This window comes from Idiomarina sp. UBA3162, assembly GCF_002364475.1.
In the GTDB taxonomy this organism is placed as follows: Bacteria; Pseudomonadota; Gammaproteobacteria; order Enterobacterales; family Alteromonadaceae; genus Idiomarina.
The window spans coordinates 77360-95637 of sequence record NZ_DEYI01000071.1 but is presented as its reverse complement, the minus strand read 5'-3'; the positions used below and the strand labels follow the sequence as shown (position 1 = coordinate 95637).

Genomic DNA, 18278 nt, shown 5'->3' with positions numbered 1-18278 from the left:
ACTTTACCAGTAGTAGTAGACATGCTGATATTCCTCGTAATGCATGTGAATTAAAAATGCTCAGAAATTGGTATTACTTGGACTTACAAAACGAGGTACAGCAAAGAAGGACTTCGTACACAAATCTCAAAACAATAGCCGAATTTCATCAGCGATCATCAGTATATACCCTTGTTTAGGTCTGTCAATTAAACTCGGACTTATTTTAACCAGTTTTTGCTAATGTGCCGAAACGTGTCAGTACCTGACTTTTCAAGCCACTCAAAAGCGACCATTTCCGACGTTACAATTTGCACACCGGCTTCGCGCATACGTGCAACGGCCGTGTCTTTGTCATTCGGGCGGCGAGAGCCAACCGTATCTGTTGGCAAAAACACTTGATACCCCTGCGCAACAAGGTCGAGCGCTGTTTGCATCACGCACACATGGGTTTCCATGCCCATGATGACGATTTGCTTTTTATCATATTCTTTAACAACCTCTTGGAACGTCGACTCACGCCAAGCGCTAAAATGGGTTTTTTCAACAACACGAGCAGCTTCAATAATTTCTTGTAGCGCTGAAACGGTATAACCCAACCCTTTAGGGTACTGCTCCGTTATAAGCACCGGTACATCGAGCTGCAGTGCTATTTCACCGAGCCAACGCATACGTGAGGTAACAATGTCGCGTTGATGAATGGCTGGCGTAATACGCTCTTGTGCATCCACAATCAAAATGATGGATTCATCGCGTTTTAACAACATAGGTCTGACCTTAAATTAAGCGTTTATAACCATACTACCGAAAAGGCGTATTATGTACATAGTGCTTTGGTCGCAACGGGGCTCGTTAACGGTCAAAAAAACCGCAGAATATTTGCAGTTTTGTCCCCTGATCGCTACAATTTCGCCCTTTTCAGCCCCCTCTCTTTCAAAAGGTGATACATGGCTACCGTACTGATCTTAATGGGTTCGCAATCTGACTGGCCAACCATGCAGAAAGCAGCCTATATGCTCAAAGACTTGGGCGTAAGCTGGGAAGCAAAAGTGGTTTCAGCGCACCGTACGCCCGATTTGCTCAAATCGTCTATGGAGCAAGCAGAAAAGGATGACGTAAAGGTAGTCATCGCAGGTGCCGGTGGCGCCGCTCATTTGCCCGGTATGCTCGCTGCACACACGTCGATTCCTGTGCTGGGTGTACCGGTATCGAGCAAACAGCTTAAAGGACTTGATAGTTTGCTTTCTATTGTGCAAATGCCCAAAGGCGTAGCGGTAGGTACGTTGGCGATCGGTGACGCAGGTGCGGCTAATGCCGGTTTACTCGCAGCACAAATTGTCGGCTCATTCGACCCGACCGTGCGTCAGCGTGTGACCGAGTTTCGCAACCAACAGCGCGATAAAGTAATGGCGAATGCAGACTTGGAGTTACCAGAATGAAAGTACTGATTTTAGGTAACGGACAGTTGGGGCAGATGCTGGGTAAAGCGGCTATCCAGCAAGGCCATGAATGTATTTTGTACAGCGACCGCGACCATCAAGTGAAGGCACTGGGTAGCCAGCAAGCACTGGCTTTAACCTTGGAAGAAGCAAAAGAGTGGGCTGACGTTGTCACTTGGGAACATGAACACCTTGCCGATGATCTGATTGATGCGACGGCAGATAAGTGGTTATTAAAAGCCAGTCTATTCCGCCAACTAACCGACCGTCGCACGCAAAAAGCCCTTTGTGACACGCTAGAAATTCCAACGTCTGAATGGCAACCTTTTAATGACGCTGCTGAGCTCGAGAGCATTTTGGCTGACTGTGACCGCGCGGTTGTTATTAAATCAGCGAAGGGCGGTTATGATGGTAAAGGTCAGTGGCGCTGGAAGCCCGGTCAGGCAAAAGATGACATCATCGCCGAGGCGGGACAACGTCCAGGGATCGTCGAGGATATGATCGACTTCAGCGATGAAGTCTCAGTTGTCGCAGCACGCGATCATCATGGTGAACAGCGTGGCTATCCATTAACGTTAAATGTCCATCGCAAAGGCATTCTGGCTTATAGCATTGCCGGTGCACAGAGTTTTTCCGAAGCACTGGAGCGTCAGGCGCAGGCGTATCACCAAAAACTGACCGATGAACTCGATTATATTGGTGTGTTAGCTATCGAGTTTTTTGTGGTGGGCGAGGGTGACGACCAACAATTATTGGTCAACGAAATTGCGCCGCGTGTTCATAACTCGGGTCACTGGACGATGAGTGGTTCAAATTGTGACCAGTTTAATCTGCACATGCGCGCAATTACGGGGTTACCCACACCAGATTTACTCGTTGCTCCCACATTGATGCTAAATGCCATTGGCATTGACGGTTTTCCGGAAGTGTTATGGGAAGCCGGTGCCGCTGATTGTCATTGGTACGGCAAAGACGCGCGCCCCGGTCGTAAAGTGGGCCACGTCAACCTAATGGTCGACAGTGCTGAGCGTGCTCATAAGCTCGCCGACCAATGGTGCGACGAGCTACAAGTGTTAAAAGACGCTTAAAGGCGCTCGAGTAACCACTTCTGCATATCCTCAACCTGCTCCATGCATAGTGAATGCGGCATGGGGTAGGTTTGATAAGTCACTTCGTAACCCATCTCTTTTAACTGCGCCACAGCCCGTTGACCGAGCGTTTCAGGAACAACGGGGTCTTGCGTACCGTGTTGTACTAAAATCGGCAGTGAACGATTTGCCTCGGCAGGTTTTATGTCACCTTGCGTTGCGAAATAAGTCGAGTGTGCCATCAAACCACCCAAGGGTTTGGGGTAGGTTAACGCGGCCTCATAGCCGACTGCACCGCCTTGTGAAAAGCCAGCAATAATAATGCGTTTGCTATCAATGCCTTGCTCTATTTGCTCATCGATCATTTGATGAATCGCGGCAGCAGAAGCGCGTAATTGGGTCGCATCAATCTCACGATCAATGGTCATCGCTGTGATGTCATACCAAGCGGGCATCACCATACCTTGATTAATGGTGACCGGAAGACGTGGCGCGTGAGGGAATAAGAAACGTACGCGGGCCGGGGCTAAATTTAAGTGTTCAACCATGGGGACGAAGTCGTTTCCCGAGGCGCCCAGTCCGTGCAACCAGATAATGACCGCATCGGCGGGTTCGCTTGGATCGTGTTTGATTACTTCTAACTGCATAAAATCTCCTAATTAAAGGCTGGATACGAACCCAACCAGCGAATTTGATTCAACTCAGCGAGCTTTTTGAGCGCCTTCTGTACCGAAAGATCCTGTTCATGACCATCAAAATCGATGAAAAAGTGATACTGGCCAAAACCATCCCCGGTCGGACGTGAAACAATCGAGGTTAAGTTAATGCCTTGCTCGGCAAACGCTTTTAAACTATCAACGAGTAAGCCCGGGTGGTCATTATCGTCGATCAGCATCACGCTACTTTTCCAACGGCTATCTTGCAGTGCCAGCAAGGGCTCGGCGTGCGCGGATAGTAACACAAAGCGGGTTTGGTTTTTGTGGCTATCGGCGATAGTACGCTGAATACAATGCAACTGTTCTGGGCAGGGTATATGGCTCGGGACAACGGCGGCCGACGGTTTATCTGCAGCGACTAACTCATTCAACGAAGCGGTGTTGCTTGCGGTATGCACAATCGGTAATGACAGGGTATTTAACGCGTGATGACACTGCCCGGCAGCCACAAATTGCGCCCATACTTGCTCTGGATGCTGACTGTTAGCGAGCAAATGATACTGAATGGGCAGTCGATATTCTGCGTGAATATACAATGGATGGTGTGCAAAATGGTCGACAACGGGCGACACGAAACCATCAATTAGGTTCTCGATAGGAACGACCGCAAGTTGTGTGTCATTTACGCTGTGTAGGACATCTGGCAACGTGCTTTTAAACACAATGGGCACTGAGTCGCCTAACTGTTGCTGAAAGTGCTGCGCGGCACGCTCCGAGAACGTGCCGGCAGGACCAAGCGTCACTAACTGTTCAATCATAAAACCATTACTTCTTATAGTGTTCGAACCAGGCTAACGCGTGTTCGATCTTGGCAATCATATGTGAAGGACGGTAGGTTACGCCGTGAGACGCGCCAGGCACTCGGACCATGGCAGTATCGACGTGGCGCAACTTCAGCGCTTGGTAGAACTGTTCAGTCTCTGAGATAGGCGTGCGACGATCATTTTCACCAGTAAATAACAATACAGGCGTCGAGACGTTTCCTACAAGTGACAATGGTGAGCGTTTCCAATAATGGTCTAAATCCTCCCATGGCATCGCTGGAAACTGATTGGTAATCTGCCCAATAGAACTATCCGCCGTGAGTACTTTACTGACCCAGTTAATCACAGGGTTGGTGGCCGCTGCTGCATTAAATCGGTCGGTTAAGCCTACCGCGTAAGCTGTGGCGATGCCGCCTGCCGAGCCGCCGGCAATAAATAAGTTGTCTGCATCAACAAAGCCCTTATCAATCATCGCATCAACACCACTCATATGATCAGCAAAGTCATACTCTGAAGCGTAGTTGCCATCGAGTAGCATCGCGAAGTCTTTTCCGTAAGAGGTGCTACCACGGTAGTTTACGTACAGAACGACGTAGCCTTCAGCTGCGTAGCGCTGATGCTCGGCGGCAAAATGAGGACCGTAAGAAAGATGCGGACCGCCATGAATTTCAACGATCAGCGGATACTCTTTATCTTCGTCAAAGTCCGGGGGGGTGATATACCAACCCTGAATCGGTTGATCATCGTAGCTCGAGTTGTATGTGATTTCGTGTACCTTGCCGAGCTTTTTGTTGCCCAATAAGTCTTCGTTAAGCTGAGTCAACGTGTGTGTTTCATCCCCAGACGCTTGATAACCGACATCGGCAGGACGGTAAGGAGTACCTTGCGTATAAGCGATAGCGCCATTGTTCGATGCGCTGAAACTGCCCATCGTATACGGGCGACTGACATAGGTACCTGACACATCATCAACACGGCGGGTTAATTCATCGTCTAGACTGACGTTGGCAATCACGGTTTTACCGCGGTCTGCAAATTGCACCGCAATCGCGTCCTCGCCATTCCACTGTGGGTTGGCAAACGAGCGATCTAATTCGCTTTGCAGCTCGCGTTTTTGTTTCGAGGCCCAGTCCATGACCCACAGTTCACCTTTGTGATAAGGAACCGGCTCATCGCTACTGTGTAAATAAACCAAATGCTCACCATCGGGTGAAAACTGTGGTGCGTATTCCTGACCCGGCGCCTGAGTGATGCGCGTGAGCTGCTGAGTTTTCACATTAACGGCATAAAGGTCACTGTCATTAACCTCATAGGCCCAGTCTTTGTCGCGGTTAGCGGAAAACACGATCGACGCGCCATCATGACTCCAAGTCAGTGGCCCAGAATGGCGGAACGCCCCCGTGGTTAATTGCTGTACACTGCCACCGGTCGCTGGAACAGTAAAAATTTGTGCATGTGCGGGTTTTAGCACACCTTGGCCATCGCTTTGATAATAAGCTTCTTGCACAACAATCGGTTGCCCACCCCAGTCGGCGCCCTCCGGTTTAGTGGGACGTTTTACTTTCTTTTCAAAGACCGTTTTTTCTGCCGCTACATCCATTAAGAACGCGATCGACTCACCATCAGGTGACCAAGCCAATTGACTCGGCGATTCATGTACATGGGTAATCTCTGCGTGCTTGTCTTGGTTGAGCCAATACACATGAACCTGATAACTGTCCTTGCGATTGGATGTTAATGCTAGCCGTTGACTGTCAGGTGACCACGTTAAGTTGCCGTAGGCGTCGCCCTCATCAAAGAGTGGATAGTGTTGATTTGATGCCGTATCAAGGATCCAGACCGAACGCTCGGTGTTGTCCTTCATATCGTTAAAGCGATTACGAATGTAGGCGATATAGCGTCCATTAGGCGAGATGCTTACATCATTCGCATACTCGAGCTGAAAGATATCGTCGATAGCAAAATAGTCATTGGTTTGTGCGTTAATAGACGGTGATAACGTTGCAAGCCCAATTACCAGAGCGGATGTTTTTAACCACATAATGCGTCCTTAATTTTTATTCTAACGGGTGTTCTGTAAACGCTTCGAAAAATCATCATTGAAACCGCGCTAAAACGCTCGAAGCCAAGTCACGAACATGATTAAATGTTCGCTATCATTTACCTATTTGAGCTTTGGATCGCCTGCATGTCTCAGCCGCATCGACAAACCCGCGCTCGTATCTTACTGACAAATTTACGGGACAATGCCAAACAATTAAAGTCGTATATCGACCAGCAGCCGATGCTAGGCGTTATAAAAGCGGACGGATACGGTCATGGCGCGACAGAAGTGGCGCATGCCATCGCGGATTACGTCGAAAAATACGCCGTTGCTTTTATTGATGAAGCGATTGCGTTACGCGACTCAGGTATCGACAAGCCCATCGTCATTTTGCAGGGGGTATACAGCACTGAAGACTGGTTGATATGCGCTGAGCAGCACTTTGAACCCGTGATACACAACGCGCAGCAAATTGAGTTTCTGAGCGAAATTACTTCGGAAACCAATTGGGTTAACGTTTGGCTGAAGCAAGACTCAGGTATGCACCGATTAGGCTTTTTTGCCGATGACGTCGAAGAGGCGGTAGGACAGCTTCGCGCGCATGCGCAGATCAACCACATTGTGCTGATGACTCACTTTGCTGAGGCGGATAATCCTGAGAGCCCGTTGACCGCGATGCAGTTAGAACGCTTTTACGCGGTACTCCATGCGGTGCGTGATAAAATAGATGGTGTTAGCGTGGCAAACAGTGCCTTTATGTTGGGTGACGATGTACTGGACGCGATGGGCCTGACTAAATGGTTTCGGGCAGGGATTGCGCTGTATGGGCAAAACCCCTCTCAGGCTGAATTAAGCGACGCTGAACTACTCAAACCAACCATGGTGCTTGAAGCGCCCGTGATCGCGTTACGCACAATTCAGCCAGGTGAAACCGTAGGTTATGGGAGTCGCTGGCGAGCACAACGAGAGAGCCGTATCGCGACGGTGGCAATAGGTTACGCCGATGGCTACCCGCGTAGCTTACCCGATGGCACACCGATGATTATTAATGATCAAGTAGGCTGTTTAGTCGGTCGTATTTCGATGGATATGATTACGGTCGATGTGACCGATATTGAGGGTATTGAGCTCGGCGATAATGTTGAACTCTGGGGTGAGCGTCTACCGATACAAGTGATTGCCGATCAAGCGCGGACAATCACTTACGAGCTATTTGCTCAAGTGACACGTCGCGTGCCACGCGTTTATGCAGACTAACGTTTGTTGCGACGTTTTAGGTAAAACCAAACACCGGTCATAGGTAGTAGTAATAGCGCAATCCCCCCTGCCAAAATAACCAGGGTCATGGCGGTGCCACCAATAGCCGCCACATGTAGCGGATAGATCATATGGGACACTTGCTCACCTAAGGGGCGTGTCCGCACATCCGTTATGCTGGAAAGTGTCCCAGTTTCATCAAACGCAATGTAATTACGACCATTCGGATGCCATTCATCAGGCCATTTTAAGCGCATGCGCCCTGAGTCTAAATAAATTAAGCGAATATCGGCGTTAGGTAGGACGGTACGGGCGACTTCAAAGCGTTCCTTCCAGTGTGTTGCTGAGCGTTCGGGTACTGAGTGGTGTATCCGTGAATCGGTCATCGGTAATAGGGTGGTTAAACCGCCTTTGACCGTGCTCGCATACATAATCGCACTACCAGTAAGCATCAGTAATGCCACCGGGATAAAGACGATAGCACCGGTGCTGCGGTGCAATTGCCATAAGGTTTGCATGCCTTTAGCCGAGAACGGGTTATAAAAGCGTACGGCGAGGTTTTTCCAGCGCCATTGTCGTTTAGGCCACCAGCGTACTAAGCCGGTGGTAATCAATACCAAGGCAAGTAGCGACAATACTCCGAGGATGTCCTTGCCGAACTCATCAAGCGCAAGATGATGGTGCAGTTCGACAAACCAGCTCACCGTGTCAGCGTAGGGCGCTCGAGTAAGCAGTTGCTCACCTTGAGGGCCAAAATAATGATGGTTACCGTCACCATCAACCAGCTCAAACCAGGGGCGGTCGTCAGTAGGAAGATACGCGTACCCTGCCGTATAGTGATCGGCAATAGTTGCTGATGTCGCTTGCGACACGGGATTGTTGAGTCGCAGACTGGGGTATTGCCACATCAGCCACTGATTTTTGAATAACAGCATTGAGCCCGTCACTGCCATGAGCAGTACCCAGCCACTCAGCACAAGGCCAAGCCAGCGATGCCACTGTGTCAGTGACGGTAGCTTAATGCGCTTCACGTATGACTTACCAAGCGTAGTTCCAGTTTAAGCTGATAGTACGTCCGCGACCGGTAAAGTTACGGTTATCACCACCGACCGTTTGTGCATAGTAGGTGAAGTAGTACTCATCGAATAAGTTCTCGATACCGAGCGCAAATTGACCATAGTCGCGAGTTTCAAGCAAGACCGATGCATCGACGGTGTTATAGCCATCAAAGTTATTAACGGCTTCGGCACCTGAGTAGATGTCGCGGTCAAAGAACTTGTTCCACTGTACCCGGCTCGAAACTTGTCCAGTCCATTGTTGTGACCAGTACAGGTTCGCGCGTTTCGGGGCGATATTACGACCACCAAGCTGCGTATCGACTTGGTTATCGCCATCACTGTCAAACTCCCCGTCAGTATCAGCGTAGTTCAAACCAAATGCCGTATCGTTCGAGAACGCATATTCTGCGCTGGCCTCTATACCGTCGATTTCAGTGCGTTCACGTTTAACCGAGTAAATGCCATCAGCATCCGCTTGCAAACGAGCGCCTAAATCCGATTCAGAACGATAGTAGCTGATTGAAGCACGCCATGCGTTGTTGTTGAACTCGACGCCGATTTCCTCGTTATCAGCAAGTACTGGCTGTAAGTCTAAGAAGCTGCTCACACTTAAACCCGGTGTTGAGATACCGCGCAAAACACGCCCTACGTCTGGCATGCTAAAGCCTTCAGAGTAACTCGCGAATACACGCCAGTTATCGTTCAACGCATAAACTGCGCCTAAGTTGGTGAGCAATTCATTGAAGCTCGGTTCGCCGCCTTCGACAAACACACTGCCGTAAGAAGCGAGGGTGGTGAAGCTATCCGCTTTGAGCTTGCCGTATTCGTAACGTAAACCACCACTCAGTGTGAGTCCGTTGGCTTGATAGCTCAACTGTGCGTATGGCGCCCAGTTTTCAAATTCAGTCTCCGGTACCCACTTACGACCGGTTTGTGCGAGCTCTTGGAACGTCTTATCGTTCATGAAGTCGACACCTGCTGTTACATCAACAGGCAGGTCAGCAACTTTTGCCCAGTTCATGGTAATGCGAGAACCATACTTACGCGAGTCATTGCGAGACTGGTCAAAGATATCATCGCCGTACTGCGGATCTTGGAAGGTAGCATAGTTGCCGCCACCATAAAGCGCGGAGAAGTCTTGCAAGAACAGCTGCCAGTTGAGGTCAGCACCTAAAATATCGGTGTTTTTATAGGTTAAACTACTGGTGGTGACTTCGTTTTCTGGTGCATCGCCTGGGTATTCACCTTCGACCGATAGGGCAGGAACGCCCAGTTCGCGGTTACCTACAGTAGCAAAGTAATCACCATTACCCGCCATATCAAAGTGATTGACCATTAACGCCAGTGACTGAGTGCTATCAATGCGGTATTCACCTTTGAAAAACACGTCGTAGCTCTTCGAGTCCATGGTGTCGCCTTGTGTGGTATCGACACCAATTAACTGCCCCTTACCATCCACGTACATACCTGTATCGCGGTATTGTGCACCAGCAACAAACTTCCAATCGCCCTCGGCGTGACGTACTAAATAGCCCGCTTCGTAGCTGAGCCCTTCTGAGATTTCGCTATCGGGTGCTGTAAAACCGGCGTTTACTTCTTGCGTGGTGCCTTCTTGTGCCTGCTTAGTCACGATATTAATAATACCGCCGCTTGCGCCTAAACCTTGAATAGCGCTGGCGCCATGGATGACTTCTACACGTTCAATCATGAACGGGTCAATGGTATACGCCGCGCGTGAACCATCCCGTAATGGGTTGGACTGAGGCACGCCATCAATTAAGTAAAGTGGCTGGCGGCCGCGTAATGTCTCGCCCGATGAGGTTAACTTTTGACGCGAGGGAGAAAATGCAGGAATCAACTTGCCGAGGACATCAGAAAGCGACTCTGCAACCATCATTTGCTGGCGCAATTGCTCTCCATCAATGACGGTCACCGTAGCTGGAATCGCGCTTTGAGGGATTTTAGTCCGTGTTGCGGTAATTTCGATGGTCTCATCGACACCTGTACGGTTAACTTCGTCTTGGGCCAATGCCTGACCGGATACAATGGATGCAATTAAAAGAGATAGCAGCTTCTTGGACATGAGAATCCTTATCATTTTCTATAAGTGGCGCAGATGATAATTGTTCTCATTACATAGTCAACTACTTATTTTAATTTTCTTTTAAGAAAAACGTATCGGCTATCGTTCAATTTGTTGTACGGCAGACATACAGGGCTGAAATAGAAGTTTTCTCGGCATTATGGTAATTAATAGGGTTCTTTACATTTCCGTTGAGCCGAGAGAGAAACGAGATATGAAAACACGCATCAGTTTGTTAAGTGCCGTCATTAGTGTGGCGCTGCTTGCAGGTTGCTCAGAACCACAAACAACGACAAAAAAGGAAGCGACAAGCCAAAGCCAACAGCAGACTGTTGCACTGGATGAAAAGATCCGCACTACAGCGCAGCAAACGCTTAAGGCGTTTAACATTCCCGGACTTGCCGTTGTCGCTGTAAAAGATGGCAAAGTGATTTTAGCCGAAGGCTTCGGCGTCCGTGATATCGAAAGCCAAGAACCGGTCACCAAAAATACCTTGTTTGGTATCGCCTCGCATACCAAGGCGTTTACGGCTGCCGCGATTGCTCACCTTGTCGACCAAGGTAAACTGCATTGGGATGACAAAGTCACTGATTATCTGCCGGAATTTAAGTTATCCGATCCGGAGCTGACCCATCGCCTGACCATTCGTGATTTACTAAGCCACCGTTCTGGCTTGGGTTTAGGCGCCGGCGATTTAATGATCTGGCCGAATACCGATAAATCGGTCGATGAGATTATTGCTGGCCTCGCTAACGTGCCGATGGACCACGGGTTTAGAACGCAATTTGCCTATAATAACTTGATGTTTTTAACAGCAGGCGAACTCATTCATCAGGTAACCGGTATACCTTACTCTGACTACATTGAGCAGACGTTCTTCGAACCGCTTAATATGGACGAGAGCGTTGTTGGCTTCTCTAACATTCCGGCAGCCAACGACAATGTCGCGGTCGGTACCATCGAGAAGGACGGCGAATTACACCGTTTTCCACTCGATTTTCTTGAGGACTTTGGTGGCGCGGGGGCAACGGCCGCGAGTGTTGATGACATGGGCAACTGGTTAATTACACAGTTACAGCATGGTAAAAGCCCATCGGGCGAGCAAGTCTTTTCGCCCGAGTCACAGCATCAAATGTGGCAATTAACCACCCCCATTGGCGTTTCGGATAAAGCCGCTGAGCAGGGTACGTTCTTCCAAGGCTATGGCTTAGGTTGGTTCGTAAAAGACTACCACGGTGTTAAACAGGTTTATCATAGTGGCGGTATCTTGGGCATGTTGTCATTAACCACACTCATCCCAGAAGAAAATTTTGGGATTACCGTGGTGAGTAACCAACAAGCTTTTGGCGGTCTGACAGCAATTACGCAAGAAGCGCTTGAACAAGTACTTAATCTACCTGACCAAGATTGGGTTGCTGAGCAGTCAGAGAACTATCGCCAGTTTATGCAACGCAAAACGGACTTTAAAATACCCAAACCCGACACTGAAGAAGACGCCACGTTAGCTAAGCAAGCATACGCCGGTACTTATACCGATGCGTGGTATGGTGATATCGATATTCGTATGCAGGGCGATGAGTTACGCTTGGACTTCACTCATACCCCGATGCTCAAAGGCACCTTAGAACATTACAACGGTGATACGTTTATCGTACATTGGGATGAACCCTTGCTGGAAGCCGATGCCTATGTGCGTTTTGAATTGAACGAGGACGACTCAATAAAACAGGCAACCATGAAAGCGGTTGCGCCATTTACCGACTTCAGTTTTGATTTTCATAACCTGACGCTGGTGCGTCAGTAGTGTGACAGGCAGTAGATGAAAAAAGCACGGCACTGAGGCCGTGCTTTTTTATGGGCGCTATTTATTCAGTTGGTGTACCCACTCGGTTAGTAAGCGAACACCAAAGCCTGTAGGACCTGCCGGGTGAATACCGGTTGGGCTGCTGACCATTGCATCAGCGGCCATATCAATGTGGATCCACGGCGTATCGCCCGCAAAGTGTTTTAAGAACGCTGCACCCGCTTGGGTGCCTGGCGAACCAATATTACGGATATCGGCTAACGGGCTGTCGATAATGCCGGGGTAACCCTCTAACGGGAGTTCCCATACCTTTTCATCCGTGACCTTGCCGGCCTCAATAATAGCGGCACGAAGATCATCCGCTGAGGCAAACATCGCCGCATAGCCCGTGCCCAACGCACCGACTTTAGAGCCTGTTAACGTTGCAATATTGGCGATAGCGCGTGGTTTGAACGCATCGTTCGCATACCAGTTCGCATCACCTAAAATTAAGCGACCTTCCGCATCGGTATTGGCGATTTCAACCAGCGTACCGTCACCGGCTTTAACCACGTCTCCCGGTAATGTTGCTGAACCCGAAATTAGGTTGTGTGAAAGCGGGGCAATCGCGACCACGTTAACAGGCGCCTGTTGCTTGGCAAGTGCCATGACCGCACCAATGACAGCACCTGCACCGGCTTTGTCGGTTTGCATGCGAAGAATCGACGATGAGCTGGTTTTAAGGTTGTAGCCGCCGGTATCAAAGGTGTTACCTTTGCCCACCAGTGCAATCGGCGCCTCATCACTGCCTTTGTAATGCGCCGCTAACAGGTAAGAACCGTGTTGGCTGCCCGCACTCACACTCTCAAGCAAGCCCATTCCCATTTCTTTGACTTGCTCAGGCGTGATAATGGTGAGCTCAATATCTAAATCGCTCATGGCTTGCTTAGCCAGCTCAACGATCGCCTCAGGGTAGCCATCGCTGCCTGGTAATGCGGTAATATCACGCGCCACAAACACGCCCTCGGCGATAGCACGGTAATCATCATAGTGTCGTTCAGCCACCTGCGGTGACTGTGTCACCCAGTGATAAGTGGTCTCAGGACGCGCTTTGGGCTCTGACTGGTAACGGTCAAAGCGATAATTGCGCAGGTCGATACCATGCGCCACCTGTGCGCTGATTTCGGCTGCGACACCCGGGTTAGAAATTAACCGAGTATCAAAAACAACATCCGTTAGCTCAGGCTTTAATGCAGCCGCAATCGCCGCGCCTAACTTTTCAGCATTAAACCGTGATAATTCAGCAGGATTTCCCACGCCCGCCAGCATCAGGTGATCCGCCTGCGTACCCTCTGGCGCAATCAAAGTGACGTGCTGCGACGCCGCACCGGTAAACGCCTCAATGCCGGCTGCGCGCGCGACCGCTTGATTCTGCTCAGCAGTCCAGCCCTCAATAGCAATCGATTGATTTTCAGGCACAAAGACAACCCGCGTTGAAGCCGACGCGTTATCACTTGTAAAACGCACGTTGGTGGATAAATAATCGCTTGCCGCCGCCGGCAAAGCCAACGCCGCGGAGATAGCAAGCGTTGATATCGCTCGTTGTAGAGACATAGTAGTTCCTTTTATTAAAAGACAGATTGTTCTACCTGCACTATATCTCGACCGGCCCTGCCAACAACATGTATAAGACCAACCATCTAAAAAAAGCGACGTGTTTAAGAGGTTCTAAAATAACTATTAATAAAAGCGTGGGAGTTTGAACCGAAGGTCAACGCTGGACAGCGCGCGGCCAAATCCATATAATGCCCTCGCTTTTCTATCGCATGCGCACCCTTAGCTCAGCTGGATAGAGCGTTGCCCTCCGGAGGCAAAGGTCATAGGTTCGACTCCTATAGGGTGCGCCATTCGTAGGTCGCGCATTTTGCGCGACAATATGTTCCCATCGCTCCTTTGACGTGATTGCTTTCTTTTAATTGCTGAGGTCATAGGTTCGAATCCTATCGGGCGGGCCATTTCCCTGGTCTGCAGCGATTTTCTCTTCTTCGTATCTACTCTTAATTCTCCTTTTTGATGTCTTTTCGGTTTGAACGCTAGCTGCTGTGGCTGATTTTGCGTTGGCTCAGGGCTGTGTCCATTCTGTGTCCAGGTTGTGGCCTGAGATTTTACAACCGTACTAAAAAGCATTGAGTTTGACCTTTGCCTCAATCGAATCAAGTACAATGCTTTTTACCTATCATTTATCTCGAAGAGCGAAAAACTTATGATAGTGCAAGTTTAATAAACATATGATCTATAGAATTTAGGAATTATTTTCCTAAGTTAAAAAATAATGTCTCATTGGTTGAGGGTTTTATTTAATGATTTCAAGTAAAATATTTATTAGTTTATTTTTTAACTCTTTAGCTGTAGCCTTTATTAGTAGCTGTTCGACATCAACTATCTACTTAAATGATTATAATTTAAAAGAGCATAATACTGAAAAAGTAAGAACTTCTCTGGAGAGGGAGGGGTATAAGGTAAAAGTTATATCTGTTCGGCCACCAAATACTTTTAACACATCAACAGTTGTTAGTGGTTCGAAAGCGATTATTAAAGGCTCTTTTGATCAGTTTATGCCTATTTTGAATGATTTAGGGTACGACGATATTGAAGTAGCATATATAGAAACTGGCAATCATTGGTATCGAGACGGAAACATTGGACTTTATCTTTTCGATAAAGGATATAGGCGTAATCTCACGGACAAGATTGCTGGTAAGTATATAGCTGAAAGCTGCGCGTCAATGAAGTCTCTTACTCTCTACAGCGACTCCAAGTTCTCTATTGTATATACAAATAGCGAGCAATTGACTGGAGTGTGGAAAATTAATGAGATGCCATACGTAAATCTCAGTAAAAATAGTACCGGGCTAAATTTTTATTATAAGGTTGAATTTGAAACTCAAACAGATTTTTCGGGAAAAGTAGATATCGTAATCTTACACCCGCTGGAGAGTGAGAGTCAGATTAAAGATTGTATTTTTGCTAAAGGCGTTAGAAGAAACTCGATGTAATGAAATACTGACTGCTAAGTATCAGCGCGAGCTGATAAAAATACGAAGGCGTATTTTTTTCCTCTTTAAATTGAGGAGAAGTCTCAGGCCTTACCACGTTTCACCATTTCGGCGAGTGAGAATTAACATATCGACTATCCCTGTTGAAAAGCTAAAGCCTAACGAAAGAAATTAAAAATAGAAAGCAAGTTGTAGTCCTTTAAATGAGAGCTTACATAAAGGAAATCAATTATCCTACATTGAGCTAGTACATTAATGGCTGACCAAAAAGTAGTTAGCCTTTTAATTTCTACTGCTTAGCGATACTCAAAGTAGAAAACGTCTTTAGTTACTTCTTCTGTATAGGTAAACTTTTTTGCATATTCTTCGGCCTCACTTTTAGGACCAAGTATCAATCCACAAAACCCCCGCATTACGGAAGAGCCCCACTGAAAAATATAAAGAGAGTCATTATTAGTTCTATATACGCTCGTTACACCAAGGTCAGCAAGTTGTTTTGTTTTAGCTTCGAAAAGTTCTAGGTTAAGATCAGCAGGAAGCACCTCCTCTATTTCGGACCAATCATCCTCTTGATTGTCCAATAAAAAGCGCTTGTAATCGCTGATAAAGCTGTTTTCTGGGATAGTTGCATATACTTTGTCATTGGTGCTAAAAACCAATCTATTAAGCACATAAACACCGTCTTCAATCAAACCTAGTTTATAAAGGCTGTTGGTTTTCATAAAGCCAACAAATTGCTCAACTTCTTTAACGGTTAACTCGTCTTTTACATTTCGAGAACACCCAATATCAGTGCAACCTACAGAAACTAGCAACGTGAAAAACATTGTGGCTAAACACGTAAAAGTTTTAAACATCGTCATTCACCAAAATATTTTATTAACATTAAGCTCTATTAAAGAAAATTAGAGTAGCCGACTTCGGCTACTCTAACCAGTCGTAGATCACCTAGGCATATAATAATATTGACAGTTTCGATTCATATAGTAATGCCCTCCATTTCCATCAGGGAATTTCCATAGCTCGCAACCATATACCATTATAGTGCCAGAGCCTCCTCCTGAACCTCCGCCAGGAGGCTTACCTCCCCCTCCGGTGGAGCCTCCGGAGTCACCATCACCTTTAATTAATCCATTAGTTGGGTCGCAAGAGTCAGAAACACCTGCTCTATCAGGAGCATTAGAATAGACTTCATCCGTGTAGTTCATTCCTTTTATAATTTGCTCTGTATCAGGTGGGTGATCCGCGTCTTGCGTAAACCACGATTTAATTGCAGGCCAAAGGTCATAGGTTCGACTCCTATAGGGTGCGCCATTCGTAGGTCGCGCATTTTGCGCGACAATATGTTTTCAGTCATCAAAATCCTGAATTGCGCCCTTTATCCTCTAAGGATCGTCGTTATTTTGCGCAGGCAAGCGAGTGTTTGCTCGGTTATTATCTCCCCGACCCTTATATCAAAATGTGCATTTGCCTGCCCGAGGGTAGAAGTTAGCGCGTCCTCTATCTTTTCGTCTAAAAAGGTCAATATGCCGAGTGTTTGAGCCTCCTCTAGCCCAAGTTTCTTACCGTGCTCAAGCCAGTGCCTCGCCATAATTTCGTTCCACTTGTAGTGTGTATTTTTACTATGGACTTTCATTGCCATCCTTATTTTCTTCGGCTGAATATTTCCTTGCCCGAAGTAGGGGTAAGCACTTAACACATCATAAAAGGGCGTTAGCTGGTAACCATTCTGATTTAGCGCAATGCTAAAGTTTTTGCCGTGTCCATCAATTGCAGCAAGTAACCAAAATACGATTTGGACACGTATAAACTCGAGTCTATCTTGGTACGCGTTTGTTGAGCCAGACAGCAGTTCCATAACCTGCTGGGAGCCTGGACCACCCCTTTCCTCATACTTTGACCCACTGGCTTTTCCTAATGCTTGGCAGATATCCTCTTGGGGAAGGCGAAAAATAGTGTCTTCGTCGATTTTCCGATCAAAGCGTTCAACCACCAGTACTTTCTGATCTTCAAACTGCGCAATTTCACAATTTGCGACATTCAGACCGAGGTTTTTCATAAACGTCTGACAGAACCATTCGTTGTCTACACTCGAAGATAAGTCTATTCCCAAGCTCTCATGGTGGAGAATGGGTGGCTTAAATATATGCGTGGTTGGCGTCGAGCCATGTGGTCGACACCATTTTTCTTTCCATCGGGTGAGCGCTGTTTTTTCCTGAGCACCAGCAAGAGAAATTCTGAAGTCATCATCTGAGTTCATACCCAACATTTTTTCAAGACGAGTTTCTCTGATAACTTGTGCGACTTCACTCTCAGACAACTGCGTGAGCGACAGCGCGGGCATTTCTCCTGTGGCAGGTTTTTCGGTGAATGTCAGCGCACCCACGCAATCTTTTCCAATTTCGGCGAGTAAGTCGAAAGGTTTGGCGCTACCTGCACCTAGACGGTCTCTTATATGCTCTCTGGTAGCGTTTGCATCCGGCAATAAGTTGTCAAAATAAGCATGCACAGAGTCGTCCGTTATCTCCGCTTTTTGCATCGGTAGGCTTAGGGATATAGCACGACCGCCATCTACTTCTAACCACTCTGTGGCGTACTTAAAGCTCATACGGCCTTTTTTTAAGTACAACTCACCTACCGGAAACCCGTTCATAGAGCAATAAAGCGTTCGGGTATGCGATTTTCGTCCCATTAGAATCTCAATGATTTTTTCGCAAGTGAATTAGTCGGCGTGGACACTTCATTCTTGGGCAGGTTGACGATCTTAAACTCCAATTCGAGTACCGCACACAGTTTGATGAGCATATCGACAGAGATTTTTTCAGGTTTGGTTTCACAGTTAGAAATATCTCTTTGATATACTCCGATACGTTTGGCCAAATCGGCTTGGGTCCAGCCTTTGAGCTTTCGACTGTCCCTGATGACGGCACTTAGATCTTTTGGCGTATTAATTTTCATGTCAGTTTTTTATGCAGAATTGTGAATAAAATAATTTTATACCGTAATTTGCA

The 18278-nt window shown here is 47.5% G+C and carries 15 protein-coding genes and 1 tRNA gene; 6 read left to right on the top strand and 10 right to left on the bottom strand.

Annotated features, from left to right (window positions below; genetic code table 11):
• Positions 1 to 200: 200 nt before the first annotated feature.
• Positions 201 to 746 carry a hydrolase gene (locus tag B2X00_RS09460; protein ID WP_290487308.1) on the bottom strand — a complete coding sequence of 182 codons (546 nt, stop codon included), beginning with the start codon at positions 744 to 746 and terminating at the stop codon, positions 201 to 203.
• Between the two features lie 180 nt (positions 747 to 926).
• Here B2X00_RS09460 and purE point away from each other — a divergent pair, with 180 nt between their 5' ends.
• Complete coding sequence (gene purE, locus B2X00_RS09455) at positions 927 to 1418, top strand: 5-(carboxyamino)imidazole ribonucleotide mutase (protein WP_290487307.1); 492 nt, start codon at positions 927 to 929, stop codon at positions 1416 to 1418.
• Positions 1415 to 2506 (top strand): ATP-grasp domain-containing protein, encoded by a 1092-nt coding sequence (locus tag B2X00_RS09450; protein WP_006954092.1) that lies wholly within the window; start codon positions 1415 to 1417, stop codon positions 2504 to 2506. Before purE ends, B2X00_RS09450 begins: the two co-directional genes overlap by 4 nt.
• Here the strand turns inward: B2X00_RS09450 and B2X00_RS09445 are convergent.
• Genes B2X00_RS09445 through B2X00_RS09435 form a run of 3 tightly spaced genes read right to left on the bottom strand, consistent with a single transcriptional unit; the run spans position 2503 to position 6027 of the window.
• Complete coding sequence (locus B2X00_RS09445; protein ID WP_290487306.1) at positions 2503 to 3153, bottom strand: alpha/beta hydrolase; 651 nt, start codon at positions 3151 to 3153, stop codon at positions 2503 to 2505. The two genes, B2X00_RS09450 and B2X00_RS09445, sit on opposite strands and share 4 nt — an antisense overlap.
• Before the next feature lie 8 nt (positions 3154 to 3161).
• Positions 3162 to 3980 carry a prephenate dehydratase gene (locus B2X00_RS09440; protein WP_290487305.1) on the bottom strand — a complete coding sequence of 273 codons (819 nt, stop codon included), beginning with the start codon at positions 3978 to 3980 and terminating at the stop codon, positions 3162 to 3164.
• A 7-nt stretch (positions 3981 to 3987) separates the two neighbouring features.
• Positions 3988 to 6027 carry a S9 family peptidase gene (locus B2X00_RS09435; protein WP_290487304.1) on the bottom strand — a complete coding sequence of 680 codons (2040 nt, stop codon included), beginning with the start codon at positions 6025 to 6027 and terminating at the stop codon, positions 3988 to 3990.
• A 147-nt stretch (positions 6028 to 6174) separates the two neighbouring features.
• Between B2X00_RS09435 and alr the strand changes: the two genes are divergently transcribed.
• Positions 6175 to 7287, top strand: coding sequence for an alanine racemase (gene alr, locus B2X00_RS09430; RefSeq protein WP_290487303.1), 1113 nt, complete (start codon positions 6175 to 6177; stop codon positions 7285 to 7287).
• Here the strand turns inward: alr and B2X00_RS09425 are convergent.
• Positions 7284 to 8318, bottom strand: coding sequence for a PepSY-associated TM helix domain-containing protein (locus B2X00_RS09425; protein WP_290487302.1), 1035 nt, complete (start codon positions 8316 to 8318; stop codon positions 7284 to 7286). The genes alr and B2X00_RS09425 overlap by 4 nt on opposite strands.
• 7 nt (positions 8319 to 8325) lie before the next feature.
• On the bottom strand, positions 8326 to 10428 hold the full coding sequence (locus B2X00_RS09420) for a TonB-dependent receptor (protein ID WP_290487301.1): 2103 nt from the start codon (positions 10426 to 10428) through the stop codon (positions 8326 to 8328).
• A gap of 214 nt (positions 10429 to 10642) precedes the next feature.
• On the opposite strand from B2X00_RS09420, the gene B2X00_RS09415 reads away from it, so the two are divergent.
• Positions 10643 to 12232, top strand: a complete 1590-nt coding sequence (locus tag B2X00_RS09415) for a serine hydrolase (RefSeq protein ID WP_290487300.1) — start codon at positions 10643 to 10645, stop codon at positions 12230 to 12232.
• 57 nt (positions 12233 to 12289) lie between these two features.
• Here B2X00_RS09415 and B2X00_RS09410 read toward each other — a convergent pair whose 3' ends face one another.
• Entirely contained in the window at positions 12290 to 13825 is a 1536-nt protein-coding gene (locus tag B2X00_RS09410) for a leucyl aminopeptidase family protein (RefSeq protein ID WP_290487299.1), read from the bottom strand.
• Positions 13826 to 14041: 216 nt separating this feature from the next.
• On the opposite strand from B2X00_RS09410, the gene B2X00_RS09405 reads away from it, so the two are divergent.
• Positions 14042 to 14118: transfer RNA gene (locus tag B2X00_RS09405), tRNA-Arg, on the top strand.
• A gap of 453 nt (positions 14119 to 14571) precedes the next feature.
• Complete coding sequence (locus B2X00_RS09400; RefSeq protein WP_290487298.1) at positions 14572 to 15267, top strand: hypothetical protein; 696 nt, start codon at positions 14572 to 14574, stop codon at positions 15265 to 15267.
• Positions 15268 to 15563: 296 nt separating this feature from the next.
• On the opposite strand, the gene B2X00_RS09395 is transcribed toward B2X00_RS09400, so the two are convergent.
• From B2X00_RS09395 to B2X00_RS09385, 3 genes are all read right to left on the bottom strand, one after another.
• Positions 15564 to 16124 carry a hypothetical protein gene (locus B2X00_RS09395; protein ID WP_290487297.1) on the bottom strand — a complete coding sequence of 187 codons (561 nt, stop codon included), beginning with the start codon at positions 16122 to 16124 and terminating at the stop codon, positions 15564 to 15566.
• Between the two features lie 521 nt (positions 16125 to 16645).
• Positions 16646 to 17959 (bottom strand): type II toxin-antitoxin system HipA family toxin, encoded by a 1314-nt coding sequence (locus B2X00_RS09390; RefSeq protein WP_290487296.1) that lies wholly within the window; start codon positions 17957 to 17959, stop codon positions 16646 to 16648.
• Positions 17959 to 18225: a helix-turn-helix domain-containing protein gene (locus tag B2X00_RS09385; protein WP_290487295.1), complete on the bottom strand. Its 267-nt coding sequence runs from the start codon at positions 18223 to 18225 to the stop codon at positions 17959 to 17961. Before B2X00_RS09385 ends, B2X00_RS09390 begins: the two co-directional genes overlap by 1 nt.
• Positions 18226 to 18278 lie beyond the last annotated feature (53 nt).